Here is a 20,991-nt window from a genome sequence, read left to right on the forward strand (position 1 = left end):
GTCATGCGTGGCCTATGGCACGGCGCGCCGCAGGGGCGCAGGGCGGCCCGGGCCGACGGCGACTCCACAAGGCGTTACATTGGCGCAGTTGGGCCAACCACCGATGCATAGCGCCGCCGTACCGCCCTCGACTCCCCCCGCCACCGCCGGCGACGCGCCGGCCTGGGTGGCGGTGCTCGACAAGGAGGCGCTGGACCGCCTGCGCGAGCTCGACCCCGAAGGCAAGGCCGGGCTGCTGCAGCGGGTACTCGCCACCTACGCCCAGTCCCTGGGCCGGCTGCTCGACCAGCTTGCCGTGGCCCGGGCGGTGTCCGACATGCAGGGCCTGCGCCACGTGGCCCATACCCTGAAGTCGTCGTCGGCCAGCGTCGGCGCCCTCCAGTTGTCGGCCCTGTGTGCCGATATCGAGCGCAGGGTGCGCGAGGGCACCGGCGACGACCTGGGTGCGCGGCTCGATGCCATGGCCCTGGAAGGCCGCCGCATCCTCGCCGCGCTGGACCCGCCCACGCCGCCTGCCGCATGAACACCACCTCGCCGCTTGTCGCCCCGCCCGCCGAAGAGCGGCCGCGCGTGCTGCTGGTCGACGACGACGAGGTGAACCTGATGCTCACCTCGGCGGCGCTGCGCGAGCGCGGCTTCGAGGTGGCCGAGGTGTCCAGCGGCGCCGCCGCGCTGGGCCGGCTGGACGACGTCGCGCCCGACATGGTGGTGCTCGACGCGCTGATGCCCGACATGGACGGCTTCGCCACCTGCCAGGCGCTGCGCGCCCGGCCGGGCTACGGCCAACTGCCGGTGCTGATGCTCACCGGCCTGGACGACGACGCCTCGATCGACCGCGCCTACCGCGCCGGCGCCACCGACTTCTTCGTCAAGAGCACCCAGTGGAGCCTGCTGGCCGGGCGCCTGCGCTACATGCTGCGCGCGTCGCGCACCCGCATCGAGCTCGAGCGCAGCAAGTTCAAGCTCGCCCGCGCGCAGGACCTGGCGCGCATGGGCAGCTTCGACTGGAAGCGCGCCAGCGCCACCGAGGGTCGCCTGGGCAGCCTGTGGCTGTCGCCGGAGGCGCTGCGCGTGCTGGGCCGCACGGGCGGCGAGCGCATCGACCTGCGCGCGCTGCTGCGCATGGTGGGACCGGCGCACCGGCGCGGCCTGCTGCGCATGCTCACCGAGGTGGTGGCGCACAACGCGGTGCTGGCCACCGACGTGGCGGTGACGCTGTTCGACGGCCGGCCGCGCATCATCCACGTCGAGGCCGAGGCCGAGTTCGAGCATGGCCACGGCGTCGGCTACACCGGCGTGTTCCAGGACGTGACCGACCGCCGCGTGGCCGAGGACCGCATCCGCCACCTGGCCAACTTCGACGCGCTGACCGGCCTGCCCAACCGGCGCCAGCTGATCTGGCGCACCGAGCGCGCGCTCGAGCAGGCGCGGCGCCTGAACCACAACGCCGCGCTGCTGCTGATCGACCTGGACCGCTTCAAGAACGTCAACGACACGCTCGGCCACGCCGCCGGCGACGAGCTGCTGATGGAAGTGGCGCGCCGCCTGCGCAGCTGCGTGCGCCACAGCGAGCAGGTGATGGAAGGCGCGCTCGAGGCTGCCGGGGCGCGCTCGCACCGCACGCTGGAAGCCGTGGGCCGCCTGGGCGGCGACGAGTTCGTGGCCCTGCTGCCTGAGGTGGGCGACGAGGCCGACGCCCAGCGCGTGGCGCAGCGCATCCTCGACGCGCTGCGCGAGCCGATCTTCGTGGCCGGGCAGGAGTGCTTCTGCACCGCCAGCGTGGGCATCGCGATGTTCCCGCGCGACGGCCTGAACCTGGTCGACCTGATGCGCAATTCCGACGTGGCGATGTACGCCGCCAAGTCGGCCGGCCGCAATGCCGCCACCGCCTACAGCCCGCACCTGGGCGGCCGCGGGCGCGACAAGATCGAGCTCGAGAGCCACCTGCACAAGGCCATCGAGCGCAACGAGCTGGTGCTGTACTACCAGCCCAAGATCGACGTGCGCTCGGCCAAGATGGTCGGCGCCGAGGCGCTGATGCGCTGGAACCGCAACGGCGTGCTGGTGCCGCCGGGCGACTTCATCCCGCTGGCCGAGGAAACCGGGCTGATCGTGCCGCTGTCCGAATGGGCTGTGAAGGAAGCCGCGCGCCAGGCCCGCATCTGGCAGCAGAACTTCGGCTTCGCCGACTCGATCGCGGTGAACCTGCCCAGCCGCCTGTTCGAGCGCAGCGATCTGGTGGAGAACATCCACCAGTCGGTCAGCGCCTACGGCGTGCCGCACAAGGCGATCCTGCTCGAGATCACCGAGAACAACCTGATGAAGGACCTGCACAACGTGTCGCTGTCCCTGCATCGGTTGAACGAGATCGGCGTCGAGATCGCGATCGACGACTTCGGCACCGGTTACTCGTCGCTCGCCTACCTGACCACGCTGCCGATCTCGGAACTGAAGATCGACCGCAGCTTCGTGCGCGACCTGGGCATCACGCCGCAGAGCTCGGCGGTGGTCAGCGCCATCATCGCGCTGGCGCGCTCGCTCGGCCTGCGCGTCATTGCCGAAGGCGTGGAGAACCTGCGCCAGATGGAAGTGCTGCACCGCCTGGGCTGCGGCGTGATGCAGGGCTTCCTGTTCTCGCGGCCGCTGCCGCCGGACGACCTGGAAGCCTGGCTGCGCCAGACCGTGCTGCCGCGCAAGGCGCCCTGGATCGGCGCCGTGACCGACGCCGAGGCCGTCGCGCCGCGCGTCGTGGGCCGCAGCTGAAGGGCGCCCGATGGACGTCAAGGCCGCACCGCCCGCTCCCGGCTCCACCGCCCAGATCGCCAAGGCGACGCTGCTGCGCCTGGCCCAGGCCCGGCTGGAGCCCACGCCGGAGAACTACGCCCGCGCCTGGATCGAGGCCGGCGGGGGCGGCTCGCGCCCGGCCGACGTCGAGGGTGCCGCCTGGGCTTCGCTGGTGGACCAGCTCGTCACCGGTCTGGACCAGCGCCATCGCAGCTGGACCGCGGCGCGCAAGAAGGACAGCCTGCAGCGCGTGATCGACGGCAGCCGGCGCAACCCTCAGCGGCTGCGCGAGCGCCTGACGCAACTGGTCGCGAGCTGGCAGGCCGACGAAGGCGAGACGCCGGCACCGACCCAGCCGGCCGATCTCGACGCCCCGGCCGCCACGTTGACGCCGGCGGCGAAGGCCGGGCCCTCGGGCGCGGCCGACGCCGTCTGGCGCGCCATCGGCGACGACTTCGGGCGCACCGTGAGCTGCGGCCTGCCCACGGACGATGCCGCGTCGGCGCCGCTGGCGCAGGCGCTGGCCGAGCAGGCCGCGCGCTGGCGGCAAGCCGAGCCCGACGCCGCCCTGCAGAACGAGGTGCGCGCCACCTGCGTCGAGGTGCGCCGCGTGTTCACGCAGCGCCAGCACTTGGTGGACGAGCTCGGCCGCCTGGTGCGCTCGCTCACCGAGGGCCTGACCGAACTGTCCGAAGACGACTCCTGGGCCCGCGGCCAGGCCGACGCCCTGCGCTCGCGCCTGGACGACGGCGCGCTGTCGGTGCGCGGCGTGCGCTCGGCGGCGGACCTGCTGAACCAGACCCGGCTGCAACAGCAGCGCCTGAAGGGCGAGCGCGACCGCGCCCGCCAGGCCCTGCGCGCGCTGGTCGACAGCCTGTCGACCGAACTGGCGTCCCTTGGCGGCCAGACCGGCCGCTTCGGCGACGAGCTGGTGCGCTGCACGGAGAACCTGGAGCAGGCCGATTCGCGCGAGCAGATCTCGTCCGTGGTGCACGAGATGCTCGGCGCCAGCCGCCAGGTGCAGACCGAGGTGGCGGAGGCCAGCGCCCGCATCGCAACCAGCCGGGCGCAGGCCGAGTCGCTGACCACGCGCGTGCAGCAGCTCGAAGGCGAGCTGCGCCGCCTGTCCGACGAGGTGTCCACCGACGCGCTGACCCAGGTGGCCAACCGGCGCGGCCTGTCGCAGGCCTTCGAGCGCGAGGCTGCGCGGGCCGGCCGCGAAGGCAGCCCGCTGGCGATCGGCCTGATCGACATCGACAACTTCAAGAAGCTCAACGACTCGCTCGGCCACGCCGCCGGCGACGAGGCGCTCAAGGCGCTGGCTGCCCGCGTGCGCGAGACGCTGCGGCCGATGGATCACGTGGCGCGCTTCGGCGGCGAGGAGTTCGTCGTGCTGCTGCCCGGCATCGGGCAGGACGAGGCGCTGGACGTGCTGACGCGCCTGCAGCGCCAGCTCAGCATGAGCCTGTTCATGCACGAGGGCCGCGAGGTCTTCGTCACCTTCTCGGCCGGCGTCACCGCCTGGCGCGCCGGCGAGGCGCTGGAAGTGGCGATCGAGCGCGCCGACGAGGGCCTGTACGAGGCCAAGCGCACCGGCAAGAACCGCACGGTGGGACGGTAGCGCTCCCCGGGCCGGCACCGAGGCCGGGGGCGGCCCGGGTGTGCACAATCCGGGCGTGACGACGACTCATCTGGCGGTTCTCGACGACGAACCCGACATCACGCAGCTCATCGCCCGCTACCTCGGCGCGCAGGGCTTCCGGGTCTCGCAGACCCACCGCGGCGACGCGCTGATGGCGCTGATGCGCAGCGACCCTCCGGCCCTGGTGCTGCTCGACCTCGGCCTGCCCGGCGAAGACGGCTTCGCGATCGCGCGCCAGTTGCGCGAACACCATCGTTGCGGCCTGGTGATCGTCAGCGGGCGCGGCGAGTCGATCGACAAGGTGGTCGGCCTGGAGGTCGGCGCCGACGACTACGTGACCAAGCCGTTCGACCTGCGCGAGCTGCTGGCGCGCATCAAGGCCGTGCTGCGCCGCATCGACCCGGCGGGCGAGCCGGCGCCGGCCCCCGCGGCCGTGCCCGCCGCACCGGCCGCGCCCCGCTGGCGCTTCGCCGGTTTCGTGCTCGACACCGGGCCGCGCACGGTGCGCGACGCCCGCGGGGCCGAGGTGGCGTTCACCGGCGGCGAGTTCGACCTGCTGGCGGTGATGTGCCGCCACCCCGGCCGCGTGTTGTCGCGCGACTTCCTGCTCGAGGCCACGCGCGGCCGCGAAGCGGCGCCCTTCGACCGCACGATCGACGTGCAGGTCGGCCGCCTGCGGCGCAAGCTCGAGGCCGCGGGCGCCGACCCGTCGATCGTCAAGTCGGTGCGCGGCGCGGGCTACATGCTCACCGCCCCGGTGGAGCCGGCGTGACGACGCTGCCGGAGGACCTGCCCGGCGCCACCTGGCGCCAGATGTTCGACGCCTATCCGGACGGCGTGCTGCTGGTGGACCACGCCGGCCGCATCGTGCGCGCCAACCGCACTGCGGCGCAGCTGTTCGGCTACGACGAGGCCACGCTGGCGCAACTTCGTGTCGAGGACCTCGTGCCCGAGGCGCTGCGCGATCGCCACGTGGCCACGCGCAGCGCGTTCCAGCGCGAACCGCGGGCGCGCCCGATGGGCACCGCGATGGAGCTGAGCGCCCGGCGCAGCGATGGCGGCGAGGTGCTGGTGGAGATCGCGCTGTCGCCGCTGCGCATCGACGGCGAGCCCTTCGTGCTGGCCGCGGTGCGCGGCATCGGCGAGTACCCTCGGGTCAAGCAGGCGCTGCGGCGTGCGCATCACGCCGAGTGCATCGCCGAGATGGGCCACATGGCGGTGGACAACCCGGACACCCAGGCCGTGCTGGCCGAAGCGCCGCTGGCCGCGGCCGAGGCGCTCGATGCCCAGGCCGGCATGCTTCACGTGCTCGAGCCCGACGGGCGCCAGGTGCGGGCGTTCGGGCATGCACCGGCGCGCGCCCTGAGCGCGGCGGACCTCGCGCAGGCGCGCCAGGGCGCGGGGCCGTCGTCCGAGCCGGGCTTTGCCAGCATGCGCTCGGTGACGCTGACCGAGCGGGGCCGTGTCATCGGTCTGCTCGAGGTGCACTGGCGCGAGCCGCGCCCTGCCGACCCGGACGACCAGCGTTTCCTGGTGTCGCTGGCCAGCCTGCTGGCCACCGTGGTGCAGCGCGGCAGCAGCGAGGCGCAGCTGCGCCATGCCCAGCGCCTGGAATCGGTGGGCCAGCTCACCGGCGGTATCGCGCACGACTTCAACAACCTGCTCACCGTGATCCAGGGCAACCTGCAGGTGCTGGACGACTGGCCCAGCGTGGCCGCCGACGAGGGCGCACGCGACCTCGTGGCCGCCGCCACGCGGGCCTCGCGCCGCGGCGCCGAGCTCACCGCCAAGCTGCTCGCGTTCTCGCGCCGGCAGGTGCTGCAGCCCAAGCGCATCGACCTGCAGCAGTTCGTGCCGCCGCTGGCCGAGCTGCTGCGCCGCACACTCGACGCGCGCATCGCCATCGAGGTGAGCGTGGAGCCGGGCACGCCGGCCTGCCGCGCCGACCCGGGGCAGCTCGAGTCCGCGCTGGTCAACATCGCCATCAACGCACGCGACGCCATGCCCGATGGCGGCACGCTGTCGTTCCGCGCCGGGCCCTGCCGCGAGGTGCCGCTGGACCTGGACCACGACGCCTGGCGTGGCGGCGGCGTGGCGCTGTCGGTCGCCGACACCGGCGTGGGCATGAGCGCGGCCGTGCTGGCGCGCGCCTTCGAACCCTTCTTCACCACCAAGGAGGCCGGGCGCGGCACCGGCCTGGGCCTGGCCACGGTGTACGGCTTCGCGCACCAGTCGCGCGGCGCGGTGGCGCTGGCCAGCCAGCCCGGGCAGGGCACCACGGTCACGCTGTACCTGCCGTCGGCCGACGAGCCGCTCGCCTCGCCGGCAGTGGCCGGCCCGGCGGTGGCGGTGCCGCGCGGGCTGTCGGTGCTGCTGGTCGAGGACGAGCCCGAGGTGCTGCGCGTGGTGCAGGCCTTCCTGCAGGGCTGGGACTGCCGGGTGCTGGCCTGCAGCCGGGCCGATGCGGCGCTGGACGCGCTGGCGCCCGGCGGCGCCCATTTCGACCTGCTGCTGTCCGACGTGGTGCTGGGCCCGGGTCTGCGTGGTCAGGACATCGCCGAGCGGGCCCGCGTGCTCCGGCCGGGGATGCCGGTGCTGCTGATGTCAGGCTACGCGCCCGACGCCGGCGGCCCGGGGCGCAGCGGCGACTGGCCGCTGCTGAGCAAGCCTTTCACGCGCGAGCAACTCGCGCAGGCCATCGTCGCGGCCCTGGGCTGACGCCGCCCCGCGTGCGCCGGGGGCGGCGGGGCGGGGACGCTACTGCACCGTCGCCGTGGCCGGCGCGGTCTCGTGGCCGACGAAGCTGGCCAGCGCGCCGACGTCGGGGATGCGGATCTCGCGGCGGGCACCGTCGGCGAAGCCGATCAGGTGCTGGCGCGCCAGGCGCGACAGCGCGCGGCTGACGGACTCGAGCGTCAGGCCGAGGTAGTTGCCGATCTCGGCACGCGTCATGCGCAGCGTGATCTGGTCGGTGCGCAGGCCGCGGCGGGCCAGCGCGTCGGCCATCAGGCGCAGGAACTCGGCCACGCGGGCGTCGGCCGACAGCGTGGTCAGCGCCAGCAGCGTGTCGCGGTCGCGGCCGATCACGCGGCTCATCTCGGCATGCAGCAGGGCCATCAGCGGCGGGTGCTGGGCGCAGGCGGCGAGCAGCGCGTCGTAGCGCAGGCCCCAGACCTCCCCGGTGTCCAGCGCGATCGCGTCGCAGCGGTAGCGGCCGCCGGCCAGGCCGTCGAAGCCGAGCCAGTCGCCGCGGAACAGCAGGCCCACCACCTGGGCACGGCCGTCGGCGGCGCTGTTGACGATCTTGCAGCAGCCGGTGTTGAGCAGGAACAGCTGCGCGCAGGGGTCGCCGCAGCGGTAGATGGTGTCGCCGGCGTGCACCACGCGGCGTTGCAGCGGCACCCGCTCGGCCACCATGGCCAGCATGTCGGCGATGCGCTGGCTTTCCTCGCGGGCCTCGGCCAGGTCGGGGGTCAGGGTGGGAGCGATGGTCATGCGGTTCTCCTTGCTGCGTTGGACCGCAGTCTCGCGGCCGCCCGGCATGGGCTTGCGACCCTTGGGTGACGCTCGGTGACGTTGTGTGAACGGACGGTGAACGTTCCCCTCGGCCGCCGCCGCCTTGAGGCAGCGCAAGCCGGCGCCGGGGCGGTGCCGCGAGCATGGCTGCCGTGAACCCGCCCCTGCATCGCCAGCTCCTGACGCAGTCGCCGCTCGACGCCACCGCGTCGCGGGCGTTGCTGGACACCGCGCGGGCGCTGCGCGTCAGCGCCGAGCGCGACGCACCCCTGCGGGGCAAGAACATCGCGCTGATGTGCGGCACCGACCCGGACGGCGGCGCCAGCCTCGTGGCCGAGGCCGCCGCCCGCCTGGGTGCCCGAGTGGCCCGCATCGAGCCGGCCCCGGCCTGGCTGCGCGGCGAGGCCCAGCCCGGCGCCGACACCGCCCGCCTGCTGGAGCACCTGTACGACGCCGTCGACTGCGAGGCGCTGCCGCCCGGGTTCGCCCAGCGCCTGCAGGAGCAGATGGGCGTGCCCGTCTACGACGGCCTCGCACGGGCCGATCACCCGCTGTTCGGGCTGGTGGGTGCGCTGGCCCCGAGCGACCCGGACACCGACGCCACCGCGCGCCGCCTGCTGGTGCAGGCCGCGCTGGTGACCACGCTGCTGTGACGGCAGCGTCCGCGTCCGCGTCGCTGCCCGCGCGTGCCGTGCCCGGCGCCGCGGCGCCGCTGGAACTGATCGACCAGCCGCAGGAGTCGGCCCGCTTCACCCGCATCGACGAGGCCAGCGGCCGGGCGGAGTCGTCGCTCGCGCTGTCGGGCCTGCATTGCGCCGCCTGCGCCGGCCTGATCGAGGCCGCCCTGTGCGCCGTGCCCGGCGTGCTGGAAGCGCATGTCAGCGCGTCGGCGTCGCGTGCCACGGTGCGCTGGGACCCGCGCCGCACGCGGCCGTCGGCCCTGGTGGCCGCCGTGCAGGGCGCCGGCTACGGCGCCGCGCCCGACACCGCCGCCGCGGCGCGCGCCCTGCGCGTGGCCGAGGAGCGCCAGTGGCTGTGGCGCCTGTTCGTGGCCACCTTCTGCGCCATGCAGGTGATGATGCTGGCCACCCCGGTGTACGTGGCCGACGCCGGCACGCTGGAGCCGGACCTGGCGCTGCTGCTGCACCGCTCGGCCTGGACGCTGACGCTGCCGGTGCTGCTGTTCTCGTCCTCGCCGTTCTTCATCTCGGCCTGGCGCAGCCTGAAGGCCGGGCGCCTGGGCATGGACGTGCCGGTGTCGCTGGGCATCGTGGTGGCCTTCGTGGCCTCCAGCGGCGCCGCGTTCGACCCGCAGGGCGTGTTCGGTCACGAGGTCTACTTCGACTCGCTGACGATGTTCGTCAGCTTCCTGCTCGCCGGCCGCTGGCTCGAGGCGCGCGCCCGCCACCGCAGCATGGACGCGATCGAGCGTCTGGCGCTGGCGGCGCCGCGCGCAGCCTGGCGCCTGGCGGCCGACGGCAGCACGCAGGCCGTGCCGGTGGACAGCCTGGTGCCGGGCGACCTCGTGCGCGTGCCGCTGGGCGAGGCCTTCCCGGCCGACGGCGTGCTCGTGGAAGGCCGCACCTCGGTCGACGAGTCGCTGCTGACCGGCGAGTCGCGCCCGGTCACCAAGGCCGCCGGCGCGGCGGCCGTGGCTGGCAGCGTCAACCTGGGCGGGGCCGTCACGCTGCGCGTGGACCGCGTCGGTGCCGACACCCGTTTCGAGCAGATCGCCGCGCTGATGCGCGATGCGCTGACGCGCCGGCCGGACACCGTGCGCGCCGCCGACCGCATCGCCGGCCCGTTCCTGCTGGCGGTGCTGGTGCTGGCCGCGGGCGCGGCCTGGTGGTGGTGGCTCACCGATCCGACGCAGGCCGTGCGCGTGGCGATGGCGGTGCTGATCGTCACCTGCCCGTGCGCGCTGTCGCTGGCCACGCCGTCGGCGCTGGTGGCCGCCACGTCGGCGCTGGCGCGCCGCGGCGTGCTGCTGCGTCGCGTGGAAGCGCTGGAGACCCTGGCCCACGTGCGCCACGTCATGCTGGACAAGACCGGCACCGTCACCGACACCCGGCCCGAACTGCGGCGCGTCGTGCCCTGCGTCAGCGGCCTGGACGAGCCGGCGGTGCAGGCGCTGGCCGACCGCGCCGCTGCGCTGGCCGCGTCGTCCACCCATCCGCTGTCGCGGGCGCTGTGCGCCGCGCGGCCGGCGGCCGTGCCGGCCGAGGCGGGCTGGACCGACGTGCAGGAAATGCCGGGCCTGGGCCTGCAGGCGCGCGATGCGCAGGGCCGCCTGTGGCGCCTGGGCGCGCCGCGCTGGTGGGGCGTGGGCGAGGTCGGGGCTGCCTCGGTGTGCTTCGGCACCGAGGACCGGCCGCACATCGCGATGCACTTCGACGAGACCCTGCGCGAGGACGCCGCCGACGCCGTGCGCGCGCTGCGCGAGGAGGGCGTATCGATCACCCTGCTGTCGGGCGACGAGGCGCAGCGCGTCGCGCGCCTGGCCGAGCGCCTGGGCATCTCGCACTGGGTGGCTGCGGCCACCCCCGAACGCAAGCTCGAGGCCCTGCGCGAGGCGCAGGCCGGCGGCCGCGCGGTGGCGATGGTGGGCGACGGCGTCAACGACGCGCCGGTGCTGGCGCAGGCCGACGTGTCCTTTGCGATGGCGCAGGGCGCGCAGATCGCGCGCCATGCCGCCGACGCCGTGCTGCTGGGCGGGCGTGTCGGCGACGTGGTGCAGGCGCTGCACCTGGCGCGGCGCACGCGCCGCGTGATGCGACTCAACCTGGCCTGGGCCGCGCTCTACAACGCCGCCTGCGTGCCGCTGGCGCTGGTGGGCTGGCTGCCGCCCTGGGCCGCGGGCCTGGGCATGGCGCTCAGCTCGCTGGTCGTCGTCGGCCATTCGATGCGACTGGCGCGGGTGCCCGCGCCGCAGCTTTCAGGGGCCTGACGGATGGACATCCTTTACCTGCTGATCCCCATGTCGTCGGTGCTCGTGCTGGGCATCGTCGGCGTGTTCGCCTGGGCACTGTCGCGCGGACAGTTCGACGACATCGAGCGCGAGGGCGAACGCATTCTCATTGACGAGACGCAAGGCCCCCAGGGGACCGCGGGCGAACAATCGGCAACAGCTTGACGAGGAGGTTATTCATGGCAACGACATCCACGGGCTCCGGGCCCGTGTACGAAGACAGCAGTGTCCGGTGGTTCGCACTGGCCGCGGTGCTGTGGGGCGTGGTCGGCATGCTGGTGGGCGTGATCATCGCCGCGCAGCTGACCTGGCCCGAGCTCAACTTCGGCATTTCCTGGCTCAGCTACGGACGGCTGCGTCCGCTGCACACCAACGCGGTGATCTTCGCGTTCGGCGGCAGCGTGCTGTTCGCCACCGCCTACCACGTGGTGCAGCGCACCTGCCAGACGAGGCTGTTCCTGCCGGCACTGGCCAAGTTCACGTTCTTCGGCTGGCAGCTGATCATCGTGCTGGCCGCGGTGACGCTGCCGCTGGGCATCACCAGCGGCAAGGAGTACGCCGAGCTGGAGTGGCCGATCGACCTGCTGATCGCGGTCGTGTGGGTGGCCTTCGCGGTGGTGTTCTTCGGCACCGTGGGCACGCGCAAGGTGCGCCACATCTACGTGGCCAACTGGTTCTTCGGCGCGTTCATCATCGCCGTGGCGCTGCTGCACATCGTCAACAGCGCGGCCATCCCGGTGAGCCTGACCAAGAGCTACAGCGCCTACGCGGGCGTGCAGGACGCGATGGTGCAGTGGTGGTACGGCCACAACGCGGTGGGCTTCTTCCTGACCGCGGGCTTCCTCGGGATGATGTACTACTACATCCCGAAGCAGGCCGAGCGCCCGGTGTACAGCTACCGGCTGTCGATCGTGCACTTCTGGGCCCTGATCTTCACGTACATGTGGGCGGGCCCGCACCACCTGCACTACACCGCGCTGCCCGACTGGGCGCAGAGCATCGGCATGCTGTTCAGCCTGGTGCTGCTGGCGCCGAGCTGGGGCGGCATGATCAACGGCATCATGACCCTCAGCGGCGCGTGGCACAAGCTGCGTGACGACCCGATCCTGAAGTTCCTGATCGTGTCGCTGTCCTTCTACGGCATGAGCACGTTCGAGGGCCCGATGATGTCGATCAAGACCGTCAACGCCCTGAGCCACTACACCGACTGGACCGTCGGCCACGTGCACAGCGGCGCGCTGGGCTGGGTCGGCCTGATCAGCATGGGCGCGCTGTACCACCTGATCCCGCGCATGTTCGGCCGCACCGAGATGTACAGCAAGCGTGCGATCGAGCTGCACTTCTGGATCGCCACCATCGGCATCGTGCTCTACATCGCCGCGATGTGGATCGCCGGGGTGATGCAGGGCCTGATGTGGCGTGCGGTCAACCCGGACGGCACGCTGGTCTACAGCTTCGTCGAGAGCGTCAAGGCCACCTTCCCGTTCTACGTGGTGCGCCTGGCCGGTGGCCTGCTCTACCTCGGCGGCATGCTGCTGATGGCGTGGAACGTGGTGATGACGGTGCGCAGCGGCCAGGTCAAGGCCGTGCCGATTCCCGCCGTCGCCGTGGCGCACGCCTGAAGAAGAAGGAGAACCGTCATGGCAAACGCAAACCACAAGCCGACCGGTCACGAGAAGATCGAGACCAGCAACTTCCTGATGATCGTGCTGATCCTGATCGCGGTGGCGGTCGGGGGGCTGGTCGAGATCGTGCCGCTGTTCTTCCAGCGGTCCACGACCCAGCCCACGGCCACGCTCAAGCCCTACACGGCGCTGCAGCTGGCCGGGCGCGACGTCTACATCCGCGAGGGCTGCTACAACTGCCACTCGCAGATGGTGCGGCCGTTCCGCGCCGAGACGCTGCGCTACGGCCCGTACTCCACCGCCGGCGAGTTCGTGTACGACCACCCCTTCCAGTGGGGCAGCAAGCGCACGGGACCGGACCTGCACCGCGTGGGCGGCCGCTACACCGACGAATGGCATCGCGTGCACCTGATCAACCCGCGCGACCTGGTGCCCGAGTCGAACATGCCGGCCTACCCGTGGCTGGCCCGCAACGGCGTGGACGCGGCCGAGATGCCCGCCAAGCTGAGGGCGCTGCGCGTGGTCGGCGTGCCCTACACCGACGCCGACGTGGCCGGTGCCGCCGAGGCGGTGAAGGGCAAGACCGAGCTCGATGCGCTGGTCGCCTACCTGCAGGTGCTGGGCACCTCGCCGGCCGCGGTCACCGCGGCGGCCAAGTAGGGAGGCACGGTCATGGACATCAACGACATCCGCAGCGCGGTCACGGTGGGGGGCCTCGTGCTCTTCCTCGCCCTGGTGCGCTGGGTCTGGGACGCGCGGCGGCGCGGCGCCTTCAACGATGCGGCGCAGCTTCCGTTCCAGGGGGACAGTGAGGAGGATCGGCAATGAGTGACTTCTTTTCCGGCGGCTGGTCGATCTACATCGCCGCTGCCACGATCGTGGGCCTGGTGGCCTGCGTGCTGCTGCTCATCATCGCGGCGCGCCGCCGCGTGATGGGCACGGTGGACGACAACACCACCGGCCACGTGTGGGACGAGGACCTGCGCGAGCTCAACAACCCGCTGCCGCGCTGGTGGATGGGCCTGTTCGTGATCACGGTGCTGTTCTCGGTGGCCTACCTGGTGCTGTACCCGGGCCTGGGCTCGGCCGCCGGCTCGCTGAAGTGGAGCAGCGCCGGCCAGTACGAGGCCGAGGAGGCCAAGGCGCGGGCCGCGCTGACTGCCGTGTACGCCCGCTTCACCACGATGGACGAGAAGCAGCTCGCGGCCGACAGCCAGGCCATGGGCATCGGCGAGCGCCTGTTCGTCAACAACTGCGCTGCCTGCCACGGCTCGGACGCGCGCGGCAGCAAGGGCTTCCCGAACCTGACCGACAACGACTGGCTCTGGGGCGGCGGCTTCGCCGACATCCAGAAGACCATCGCCGAGGGTCGCAACGGCGTCATGCCGCCGATGGCCGAGGCGATCGGTGGCGGCGACAACGTGCGCAACGTGGCCCAGTACGTGCTGAGCCTATCGGGCAGCCCGCACGACAGCGTGGCGGCGCAGCTCGGCCGCAGCAAGTTCGCGATGTGCGCGGCCTGCCACGGCCCCGAAGGCAAGGGCAATCCCGCGCTGGGCGCGCCCAACCTCACCGACAAGGTGTGGCTGCACGGATGGGGCGAGGAGACCATCGTGGCGCTGATCAACGGCGGCAAGAACAACGCCATGCCCGCCCACGCTAACCGCCTGACGCCCGAGCAGGTGCGCGTGCTCGCGGCCTATGTCTGGCGCATGTCCAACAGCACGACCAAGGTCGCCGCCAACTGACGTCCCGCTGCGCTGATGTCCGATACCGCCCCCGCACCCGCCGCCGACCCCGAAGCGCGCGAACAGATCGTCTGGCTCTACGAGAAGCAGAAGAAGATCTATCCGCGCGCGGTCAGCGGCTGGTTCGCGGGCTGGCGCTGGGCGCTCGTCTGGGCGACCCAGCTCGTCTTCTACGGCCTCCCGTGGCTGGAGTGGAACGCGCGCCAGGCGGTGCTGTTCGACCTGGCCGCGCGGCGCTTCTACATCTTCGGCTTCGTCCTGTATCCGCAGGACTTCATCTTCCTGACGGCGCTGCTGATCATCAGCGCCTACGCCCTGTTCCTGTTCACCGCGGTGGCGGGGCGGCTGTGGTGCGGCTACGCCTGCCCGCAGACCGTCTACACCGAGATGTTCCTCTGGCTCGAGCGCGTGTTCGAGGGCGACCGCATGGCCCGCATGAAGCTCGACGCCGGCCCGATGAGCGGCGAGAAGCTGCTGCGCAAGGGCGGCAAGCAGGCCGCGTGGATCACGCTGTCGCTGTGGACCGGCTTTACCTTCGTCGGCTACTTCACGCCGATCAAGCAGCTGTGGGGCGAGGCCTTCACGCTCGACTTCGGGCCCTGGGAGTGGTTCTGGGTGCTGTTCTACAGCGTGGCCACCTACGGCAACGCGGGCTTCCTGCGCGAGCAGGTGTGCAAGTACATGTGCCCGTACGCGCGTTTCCAGAGCGCGATGTTCGACAAGGACACGCTGATCGTCACCTACGACACCGAGCGTGGCGAGCCGCGCGGCACGCGCGGCCGCAAGACCGACCTCAAGGCCGCCAATCTCGGGCACTGCATCGACTGCAACCTGTGCGTGCAGGTCTGCCCCACCGGCATCGACATCCGCAAGGGCCTGCAGTACGAGTGCATCGGCTGCGCCGCCTGCGTGGATGTCTGCAACGGCGTGATGGACAAGATGCAGTACCCGCGCGGACTGATCCGCTACGACACGCAGAACGGCCTGGCGCAGCACCTGACGCGCGGCCAGGAATGGCGCCGCGTGCTGCGGCCGCGCGTCATCGTCTACACCGCGATCCTGCTGCTGGTGTCGGGCGCGCTCGTCGCCAGCCTGGCGCTGCGCACGCCGTTCAAGGTGGACGTGCTGCGCGACCGCACCTCGCTGGCGCGCATCGTCGACGACGGGCTGGTGGAGAACGTCTACCGCCTGCAGATCATGAACGCCAGCGAGCAGACCCAGCGCTACCGCATCGCGGTGGGCGGGCTGCCGCAGGCCCGCATCGCCCGCGCCGAGGAGGTGGAGGTCGGCCCCGCCGCGGCGCGCTGGGTGGCGGTGGCGGTGCAGGTGCCCCACGCGTCGGCCCAGGCCGCCGGTCCGGGCGCGCACCGGATCGACTTCGAGATCACCCAGGTGCCCGCCGGCGGCGGCACCGAGTGGCAGCGCAGCGAGCGCTCCACCTTCGTCGTTCCCCGCTGATGTCCCCCAAGTACCGAGGAGACCCCATGAGCACTTCCACCGCATCCACCCCCGCGACTCCGGCGCAACCCTGGTGGCGCCACGGCATGGTGTGGCTGGTGATCGGCGGCCCGGCGGTCGTGGTGGTGGCGGGTTTCGCCACCCTGGCCATCGCCATCGCCAACCCGGACCCGGTGCTGCCCACCGGCGGCACCGGCGACGCGGCGCCCGCCGTTCAGGCCCGCAACCACGCCGCCACCCGGCCCTGAGGGCACGGCCATGAAGGAGGCCGTGACCCGGGCCGTGCTGCAGATCCTGTGGCCCGCGTTCGTGGCCGCCGGGGTGCTGGAACTGCTGGTGTTCGCCCATGTCGACCCGGCGGACGTGCACACCATCGCCGGCGCGCCGGTGGAACTGTCGCGGCAGGCCGTTTACACGCTGTCGTTCTTCGGTTTCTGGGCCGTTTGCGCAGCCGCCTGCGCGGGCAGCTGGCTGCTGCAGCGCCGCGCCGAAGACTGATCCGCGTCAAGCCCCGACCGGCCTCATGCCCGCAGAGTGCGGGCATGAGCACCGTCCTGCCCGAAGTCTTCACGCCCGAGCTGCTGCGGCGGCTCGACACCAACGGCCCCCGGTACACGTCGTATCCCACGGCCGACCGCTTCCACGAGGGCTACGGCGAGCGCCAGTACCGCGACGCCCTGGCGGCGCGGGCGGAACTGGCGCGGCACAAGTCGGCACCGCCGCTGGCGCTGTACCTGCACATCCCGTTCTGCGAGTCGGTCTGCTACTACTGCGCCTGCAACAAGGTGGTCACGCGCCACCACCAGCGCGCGGCGGAGTACCTGGACGCGCTGGAGCAGGAGATCCGCATGCATGCGTCGGCCCTGGGCACGCGCCAGCGCGTCACCCAGGTGCATTTCGGCGGCGGCACGCCCACCTACCTGAGCGACCCTGAGCTGTCCCGGCTGTGGGGCGCGCTGACGCAGGCCTTCGAGATCGCGCCCGACGCGGAATGCTCGATCGAGGTCGACCCGCGCACGGCCACGCCCGAGCGCCTGGGCTTCCTGCATGCGCTGGGCTTCAACCGGTTGAGCTTCGGCGTGCAGGACTTCGACCCGGCCGTGCAAGAAGCGGTGCACCGCGTGCAGCCCGCCGAGCAGGTGGAAGCGCTGATGAAGGCGGCGCGCGCCATCGGCTTCGGCTCGGTCAACGTGGACCTGATCTACGGCCTGCCGCGCCAGACGCCCGAGCGCTTCGCGCGCACGATCGACCGCGTGGTGGCGCTGGCGCCCGACCGCATCGCGCTGTACGGCTACGCCCACCTGCCCGAGCGCTTCAAGCCGCAGCGCCGCATCGACCCGGCCGAGTTGCCCGACGGCGCGGCACGCCTGGCGATGCTGGGCCATGCCATCGGCGCCTTCGGCGAGGGCGGCTACGACTACATCGGCATGGACCACTTCGCGCTGCGCCACGACGCGCTGGCGATCGCCAAGCGCGAGGGCCGGCTGCACCGCAACTTCCAGGGCTACACCACGCAGCCGGAATGCGACCTGCTGGGCCTGGGCGTGTCGGCCATCGGCCGCGTCGGCCCCACCCATGCGCAGAACGCCAAGACGCTGGAGGCCTACTACGCCCACCTTCGCGACGGCCGCTTCGCCACGGTGCGCGGCCTCGCGCTGGACGCCGAGGACCTGCTGCGGCGCGAGATCGTGATGGGCCTGATGTGCCGCGGCCGGCTCGACTTCGCCGAGATCCGCGCCGCGTTCGGCGTCGACGTGCCGGCGCGATTCGGCGCCGAGCTGCAGCGCCTGGACGAGATGGCCGCCGACGGGCTGGTGCGGGTGGACGCCGACGGCGTGCAGGTCACCGAAGCCGGCTGGTACGTGGTGCGCGCGGTGGCGATGGTGTTCGACGGCTACCTGGGCCGCCCGCGCGGCGGCGACGGCGAGCACGTCGTGCGCTTTTCCAAGGTGCTCTGAGCGCCGCGCGCGATGGAGAGCTGGTCGCTCGTGCTGGCGGCCGGGCTGATGGGCCTGGCCGGCCTGCCGCATTGCGCGGCCATGTGCGCCGCGCCGTGCCTGGCGGCGGCCGGGCGCGGGCCGGCGGCGCAGCCGCTGTTCCAGGTGGCCCGCGTGGCCGGATATGCGGCCGCGGGTGCCGTGGCGGCCGCCAGCGTGGGCGCGCTGCGCGAGGGCCTGGTGTGGTCGCCGGTGCTGCGCCCGCTGTGGACGCTGCTGCACCTGGCCGCGCTGGCGGTGGGCCTGTGGATGTTGTGGCGCGGCCAGTGGCCGGCGTGGCTGCAGCGGTCGGCCGCCGCGCCGACGGCGCCTGCGCCGGGGGGCTGGCAGCGCATCGCCGGGCCGGTGCGCAGCATGGGCACTGGGGCGCTGTGGATCGCCTGGCCCTGCGCGCTGTCGCAGTCGGCGCTGCTCGTGGCGGCGCTGGCGTCGAGCGCGCCGCAGGGCGCGGCAGCGATGGCCCTGTTCGCCATCGCCTCGTCGCCCGCGCTGTGGCTCGGGCCGGCGCTGTGGCGCCGCAGCGGCGGCGGCAGCCGGTTCGGGGCGGCCGTGGTCAACGCGGCCTGGCCGATGCGTGCAGCCGGCGCCATGCTGGCCGCCGGCTCCGTGTGGGCGCTCGGCCACGGCCTGTGGGCCCGGTTCGCGGCGTGGTGCGGCATCGGCTGAGCCCGTGGCGCCGCGGTGGCGCCGGCCGCAGGCCTTAGCATCGTCGCGTTGGCCGTCTTCCCTGTCGAACCCGATGCTGCCTGCCTACCAGACCGACCAGCCCGCGCGCAGCGACGTCGACGCGCTGCCCGGCGACACCGTGCTCGAGTTCGGCGCCAACTGGTGCGGCATCTGCCGCGCGGCCACGCCCGCGATCGCCACGGCGATGGCCACCCGCCCCGGCCTGCGCCACCTGCGCGTCGAGGACGGCCCGGGCCGTCCGCTGGGCCGGTCGTTCCGCATCAAGCTGTGGCCCACCCTGGTGGTGCTGCGCGACGGCCGCGAGCTGGCGCGCGTGGTGCGGCCGGCCGATGCGCAGGCGGTGACGGTGGCCCTGCAGGCGCTGGACGCCTAGCTCCCACCGCCTCGGGGCCGGGGCTCAGGCCGCGGGCACCAGCCCCAGCGTGCGCAGTTGCGACTGCAGTTCGGCCACCGTGCCCCAGGGCAGGATCGGCGCGTTGCGGCGCTCGTCGGGCGGATGGTCCGGCAGGCCGTCGGACCATCCGCCGCAGCCCACCAGCGGCAGCAGCGGCCGTTGGTGCAGCCACGCCAGGCACACCTCGGAGATCGTGCCCGCGCGGCCGCCGATCACGATGCAGGCATCGCCGGCCAGCGCCATCAGCAGGTTGCGCGCGTCGCCCATGCCGCTGGGGATCACCACCGTGGCGGGCCAGTCCGGCGGCGGCATCTCGCCCTGGGTGACGATGCTGACCACCAGCCCGCCGGCGGCCTGCGCGCGCTCGGCGGCCACCCGCGTGGCGGGGCTGCCGCAGCCGCTGACGACGGTGATGCCCAGGCGGGCGAGCGCCTCGCCGGTCGCACCGGCCAGGTCGTAGGCGGGCGAGCCGGGCTCGGCACTGCCGAGCACCGACACCTGCGGTTTGCGGATCGAAGGGTTCATCGCCGCATTGTCGGCCCGCGGGCGCGGCGCCTAGCCGGGGATGTCCGGCTCCACCAGTGCGGCCAGCTGCGTCAGCGACTCCTGCCAGCCCAGGTAGCACATCTCCAGCGGGATCGCCTGCGGGATGCCGGCCTGCTCGATCGACAGCTCGGTGCCGCAGACCACGGCGCGCAGCCCCACCGTGACCGTGATCGTGCCGGGCAGGCCCGGATCGTCGAAACGGTCGGTGTAGCGGATGCGCTCGTGCGGCACCAGCTCGAGGTACTCGCCGCCGAACGAATGCGTGTTGCCCGAGCCGAAGTGATGGAACGACATGCGGAAGGTGCCGCCGACGCGCGCGTCCAGGTGATGCATCGTGGCGGTGAAGCCGTGCGGCGGCAGCCACTTGCACATCGCTCCGGGCTCGGTGAAGGCGCGGTAGAGCTTCTGCGGCGTCGTGCGCAGCACGCGGTGCAGGCGGACGGTGCGGTCGGTCATGGTCGGTCTCCTAGCTCTCGTTGTGCGCCACGCGGATGCGGCGGCGCGTGCGGGCCGGCACGTCGTAGAGGTTGAAGTCGCTCATCGTGCGGCCGTAGAGATGCAGGCTCACCGCGCGCGGGCGGTCGTCGGGCACGCCGGTCACGTGGATGTGGTCCGGGTTGGGCACGAAGCTCGTCACCGAGCCGCGCTGCAGCAGCAGCGTGCCGCCGCGCACCAGGTCGATGTCCTCGTCGGCGCCACGGTCGGCCGACACGCGCACGTAGCTGCGTTCTTCCAGCACGCCCTCGAGCACGCCGACGACACCCCAGCTGCCGTGGTCGTGCACCGGCGTCCACTGACCCGGGCGCCAGACGATCGAGTACAGCGACAGGCTCGCGTCGTGCGCGTCGAACACCAGGTTGCGCGTGTAGCCGGCGTCGCTGTCGCGGTAGTGCTGCGGCTGCAGGAAGCTGCCCGCCTGATCGATCAGGTCGAGCATCAGCGGCGCCAGCGCCAGCACGCAGTCGGCCGGGTCGGCCTCGCGCCGGCTGCGGGCCGTGGCCTGGTCGATGAAGCGGGCGAGGGCAGGGGCGGTCATGGGGGCGTCGGGGGAGCCGTGTCGACGCACTGTAAGCCGCATTCAGGCGTCCGGCGACCGGGCGCTCGTGGAGCGCCGGGCAGGGCGCCGAAGTCACCCCGGCGCCGAGTGGGGCGGAGCCGGAACCCGGCCGGGCGTCAGCGGCGCGCCAGCCGTGCAGCCGCAGCGCGCCGGCGGGCCAGCAGCCAGGCCGTGTGCAGGCCCGTCAGCACCATCACCGGCCACAGCGTGCTGCACAGCAGCGTCCAGCCCAGTCGCGCCCACAGCAGGCCGCCCGCGCCGGGCTCGTCGCGCGCCGTGGGGCCTTCGCTGAACAGGTGGCGCACGGGAAAGGTCACCAGCCCGAACAGCGCGCCGAACAGGAAGAACAGGACGATGGTCAGGGTCAAGGCAGTCTCCCCGGCGCCGACGAGGTCGGTGGTGTCAGACAGTCTTGCCGAAACCGGCTGTCAATTCAAGTGGACGCACCCTGGGTTGGCGGAAGCGGTGTCCGCGAGAAGAGGGGGTCAGATGGCGTCAGATCATCGCACGACGACTCACTTTCATAGGAGCGGCGCGGCGAATGAGACGATTTGCGATGGCCTGCCGTA

At 72.7% G+C, this 20,991-nt stretch carries 22 protein-coding genes and 1 pseudogene; 18 read left to right on the plus strand and 5 right to left on the minus strand.

From position 1 onward, the window contains the following. The first annotated feature begins 103 nt into the window (after positions 1-103). The 5 genes from AC2EAQ_RS15930 to AC2EAQ_RS15950 are packed head-to-tail and all read left to right on the plus strand — an operon-like array spanning position 104 to position 7,144. Positions 104-523: an Hpt domain-containing protein gene (locus tag AC2EAQ_RS15930; RefSeq protein WP_484645332.1), complete on the plus strand. Its 420-nt coding sequence runs from the start codon at positions 104-106 to the stop codon at positions 521-523. Further along, entirely contained in the window at positions 520-2,763 is a 2,244-nt protein-coding gene (locus AC2EAQ_RS15935) for a putative bifunctional diguanylate cyclase/phosphodiesterase (RefSeq protein WP_484645333.1), read from the plus strand. The genes AC2EAQ_RS15930 and AC2EAQ_RS15935 overlap by 4 nt, the downstream gene beginning before the upstream one ends. A 10-nt stretch (positions 2,764-2,773) precedes the next feature. Next, positions 2,774-4,405: a GGDEF domain-containing protein gene (locus tag AC2EAQ_RS15940; RefSeq protein WP_484645334.1), complete on the plus strand. Its 1,632-nt coding sequence runs from the start codon at positions 2,774-2,776 to the stop codon at positions 4,403-4,405. Between the two features lie 55 nt (positions 4,406-4,460). Then, on the plus strand, positions 4,461-5,198 hold the full coding sequence (locus tag AC2EAQ_RS15945; protein WP_484645335.1) for a response regulator transcription factor: 738 nt from the start codon (positions 4,461-4,463) through the stop codon (positions 5,196-5,198). Further along, positions 5,195-7,144, plus strand: a complete 1,950-nt coding sequence (locus AC2EAQ_RS15950; protein ID WP_484645336.1) for an ATP-binding protein — start codon at positions 5,195-5,197, stop codon at positions 7,142-7,144. The genes AC2EAQ_RS15945 and AC2EAQ_RS15950 overlap by 4 nt, the downstream gene beginning before the upstream one ends. Positions 7,145-7,183: 39 nt before the next feature. On the opposite strand, the gene AC2EAQ_RS15955 is transcribed toward AC2EAQ_RS15950, so the two are convergent. Next, complete coding sequence (locus AC2EAQ_RS15955; protein ID WP_484645337.1) at positions 7,184-7,921, minus strand: Crp/Fnr family transcriptional regulator; 738 nt, start codon at positions 7,919-7,921, stop codon at positions 7,184-7,186. 173 nt (positions 7,922-8,094) lie between these two features. On the opposite strand from AC2EAQ_RS15955, the gene AC2EAQ_RS15960 reads away from it, so the two are divergent. The 13 genes and pseudogenes from AC2EAQ_RS15960 to AC2EAQ_RS16020 all read left to right on the plus strand — a co-directional run bounded on the left by AC2EAQ_RS15960 (position 8,095) and on the right by AC2EAQ_RS16020 (position 18,798). Beyond that, positions 8,095-8,595: a Rossmann-fold NAD(P)-binding domain-containing protein gene (locus AC2EAQ_RS15960; RefSeq protein WP_484645338.1), complete on the plus strand. Its 501-nt coding sequence runs from the start codon at positions 8,095-8,097 to the stop codon at positions 8,593-8,595. Further along, on the plus strand, positions 8,592-10,889 hold the full coding sequence (locus AC2EAQ_RS15965; RefSeq protein WP_484645339.1) for a heavy metal translocating P-type ATPase: 2,298 nt from the start codon (positions 8,592-8,594) through the stop codon (positions 10,887-10,889). The genes AC2EAQ_RS15960 and AC2EAQ_RS15965 overlap by 4 nt, the downstream gene beginning before the upstream one ends. A 3-nt stretch (positions 10,890-10,892) precedes the next feature. Continuing rightward, a pseudogene (ccoS, locus tag AC2EAQ_RS15970) lies at positions 10,893-11,027 on the plus strand (cbb3-type cytochrome oxidase assembly protein CcoS); the annotation flags it as partial. A 62-nt stretch (positions 11,028-11,089) separates the two neighbouring features. After that, positions 11,090-12,532, plus strand: a complete 1,443-nt coding sequence (gene ccoN / locus AC2EAQ_RS15975; RefSeq protein WP_484645340.1) for a cytochrome-c oxidase, cbb3-type subunit I — start codon at positions 11,090-11,092, stop codon at positions 12,530-12,532. An 18-nt stretch (positions 12,533-12,550) separates the two neighbouring features. Then, positions 12,551-13,195 carry a cytochrome-c oxidase, cbb3-type subunit II gene (ccoO, locus tag AC2EAQ_RS15980; protein ID WP_484645341.1) on the plus strand — a complete coding sequence of 215 codons (645 nt, stop codon included), beginning with the start codon at positions 12,551-12,553 and terminating at the stop codon, positions 13,193-13,195. 12 nt (positions 13,196-13,207) lie between these two features. Next, the gene (locus tag AC2EAQ_RS15985) at positions 13,208-13,363 is read left to right on the plus strand and encodes a cbb3-type cytochrome oxidase subunit 3 (protein WP_484645342.1); all 156 of its coding nucleotides are present in this window, start codon (positions 13,208-13,210) and stop codon (positions 13,361-13,363) included. Continuing rightward, a complete protein-coding gene (gene ccoP, locus AC2EAQ_RS15990) occupies positions 13,360-14,283 on the plus strand; it encodes a cytochrome-c oxidase, cbb3-type subunit III (protein WP_484645343.1) in 924 nt (307 codons plus the stop codon). Before AC2EAQ_RS15985 ends, ccoP begins: the two co-directional genes overlap by 4 nt. 15 nt (positions 14,284-14,298) lie before the next feature. Next, positions 14,299-15,741 carry a cytochrome c oxidase accessory protein CcoG gene (ccoG, locus tag AC2EAQ_RS15995; protein WP_484645344.1) on the plus strand — a complete coding sequence of 481 codons (1,443 nt, stop codon included), beginning with the start codon at positions 14,299-14,301 and terminating at the stop codon, positions 15,739-15,741. Between the two features lie 26 nt (positions 15,742-15,767). Then, positions 15,768-15,989: a hypothetical protein gene (locus tag AC2EAQ_RS16000; RefSeq protein WP_484645345.1), complete on the plus strand. Its 222-nt coding sequence runs from the start codon at positions 15,768-15,770 to the stop codon at positions 15,987-15,989. Between the two features lie 10 nt (positions 15,990-15,999). After that, positions 16,000-16,239: a hypothetical protein gene (locus AC2EAQ_RS16005; protein ID WP_484645346.1), complete on the plus strand. Its 240-nt coding sequence runs from the start codon at positions 16,000-16,002 to the stop codon at positions 16,237-16,239. 44 nt (positions 16,240-16,283) lie between these two features. After that, on the plus strand, positions 16,284-17,699 hold the full coding sequence (gene hemN / locus AC2EAQ_RS16010) for an oxygen-independent coproporphyrinogen III oxidase (RefSeq protein ID WP_484645347.1): 1,416 nt from the start codon (positions 16,284-16,286) through the stop codon (positions 17,697-17,699). Positions 17,700-17,711: 12 nt separating this feature from the next. Continuing rightward, complete coding sequence (locus AC2EAQ_RS16015) at positions 17,712-18,404, plus strand: urease accessory protein UreH domain-containing protein (RefSeq protein ID WP_484645348.1); 693 nt, start codon at positions 17,712-17,714, stop codon at positions 18,402-18,404. Positions 18,405-18,477: 73 nt separating this feature from the next. Then, on the plus strand, positions 18,478-18,798 hold the full coding sequence (locus AC2EAQ_RS16020) for a thioredoxin family protein (RefSeq protein ID WP_484645349.1): 321 nt from the start codon (positions 18,478-18,480) through the stop codon (positions 18,796-18,798). A gap of 24 nt (positions 18,799-18,822) precedes the next feature. Here the strand turns inward: AC2EAQ_RS16020 and AC2EAQ_RS16025 are convergent, their stop codons facing one another. The 4 genes from AC2EAQ_RS16025 to AC2EAQ_RS16040 form a co-directional block, all read right to left on the minus strand. Further along, positions 18,823-19,344 carry an SLOG cluster 4 domain-containing protein gene (locus AC2EAQ_RS16025; RefSeq protein WP_484645350.1) on the minus strand — a complete coding sequence of 174 codons (522 nt, stop codon included), beginning with the start codon at positions 19,342-19,344 and terminating at the stop codon, positions 18,823-18,825. A gap of 30 nt (positions 19,345-19,374) precedes the next feature. Further along, entirely contained in the window at positions 19,375-19,821 is a 447-nt protein-coding gene (locus AC2EAQ_RS16030; RefSeq protein ID WP_484645351.1) for an SRPBCC family protein, read from the minus strand. Between the two features lie 10 nt (positions 19,822-19,831). After that, positions 19,832-20,401 (minus strand): cysteine dioxygenase family protein, encoded by a 570-nt coding sequence (locus AC2EAQ_RS16035; protein ID WP_484645352.1) that lies wholly within the window; start codon positions 20,399-20,401, stop codon positions 19,832-19,834. 137 nt (positions 20,402-20,538) lie between these two features. Beyond that, complete coding sequence (locus AC2EAQ_RS16040) at positions 20,539-20,790, minus strand: hypothetical protein (protein WP_484645353.1); 252 nt, start codon at positions 20,788-20,790, stop codon at positions 20,539-20,541. Between the last annotated feature and the right edge of the window lie 201 nt (positions 20,791-20,991).

The sequence above is a fragment of the Aquabacterium sp. T101 genome (assembly GCF_057219775.1).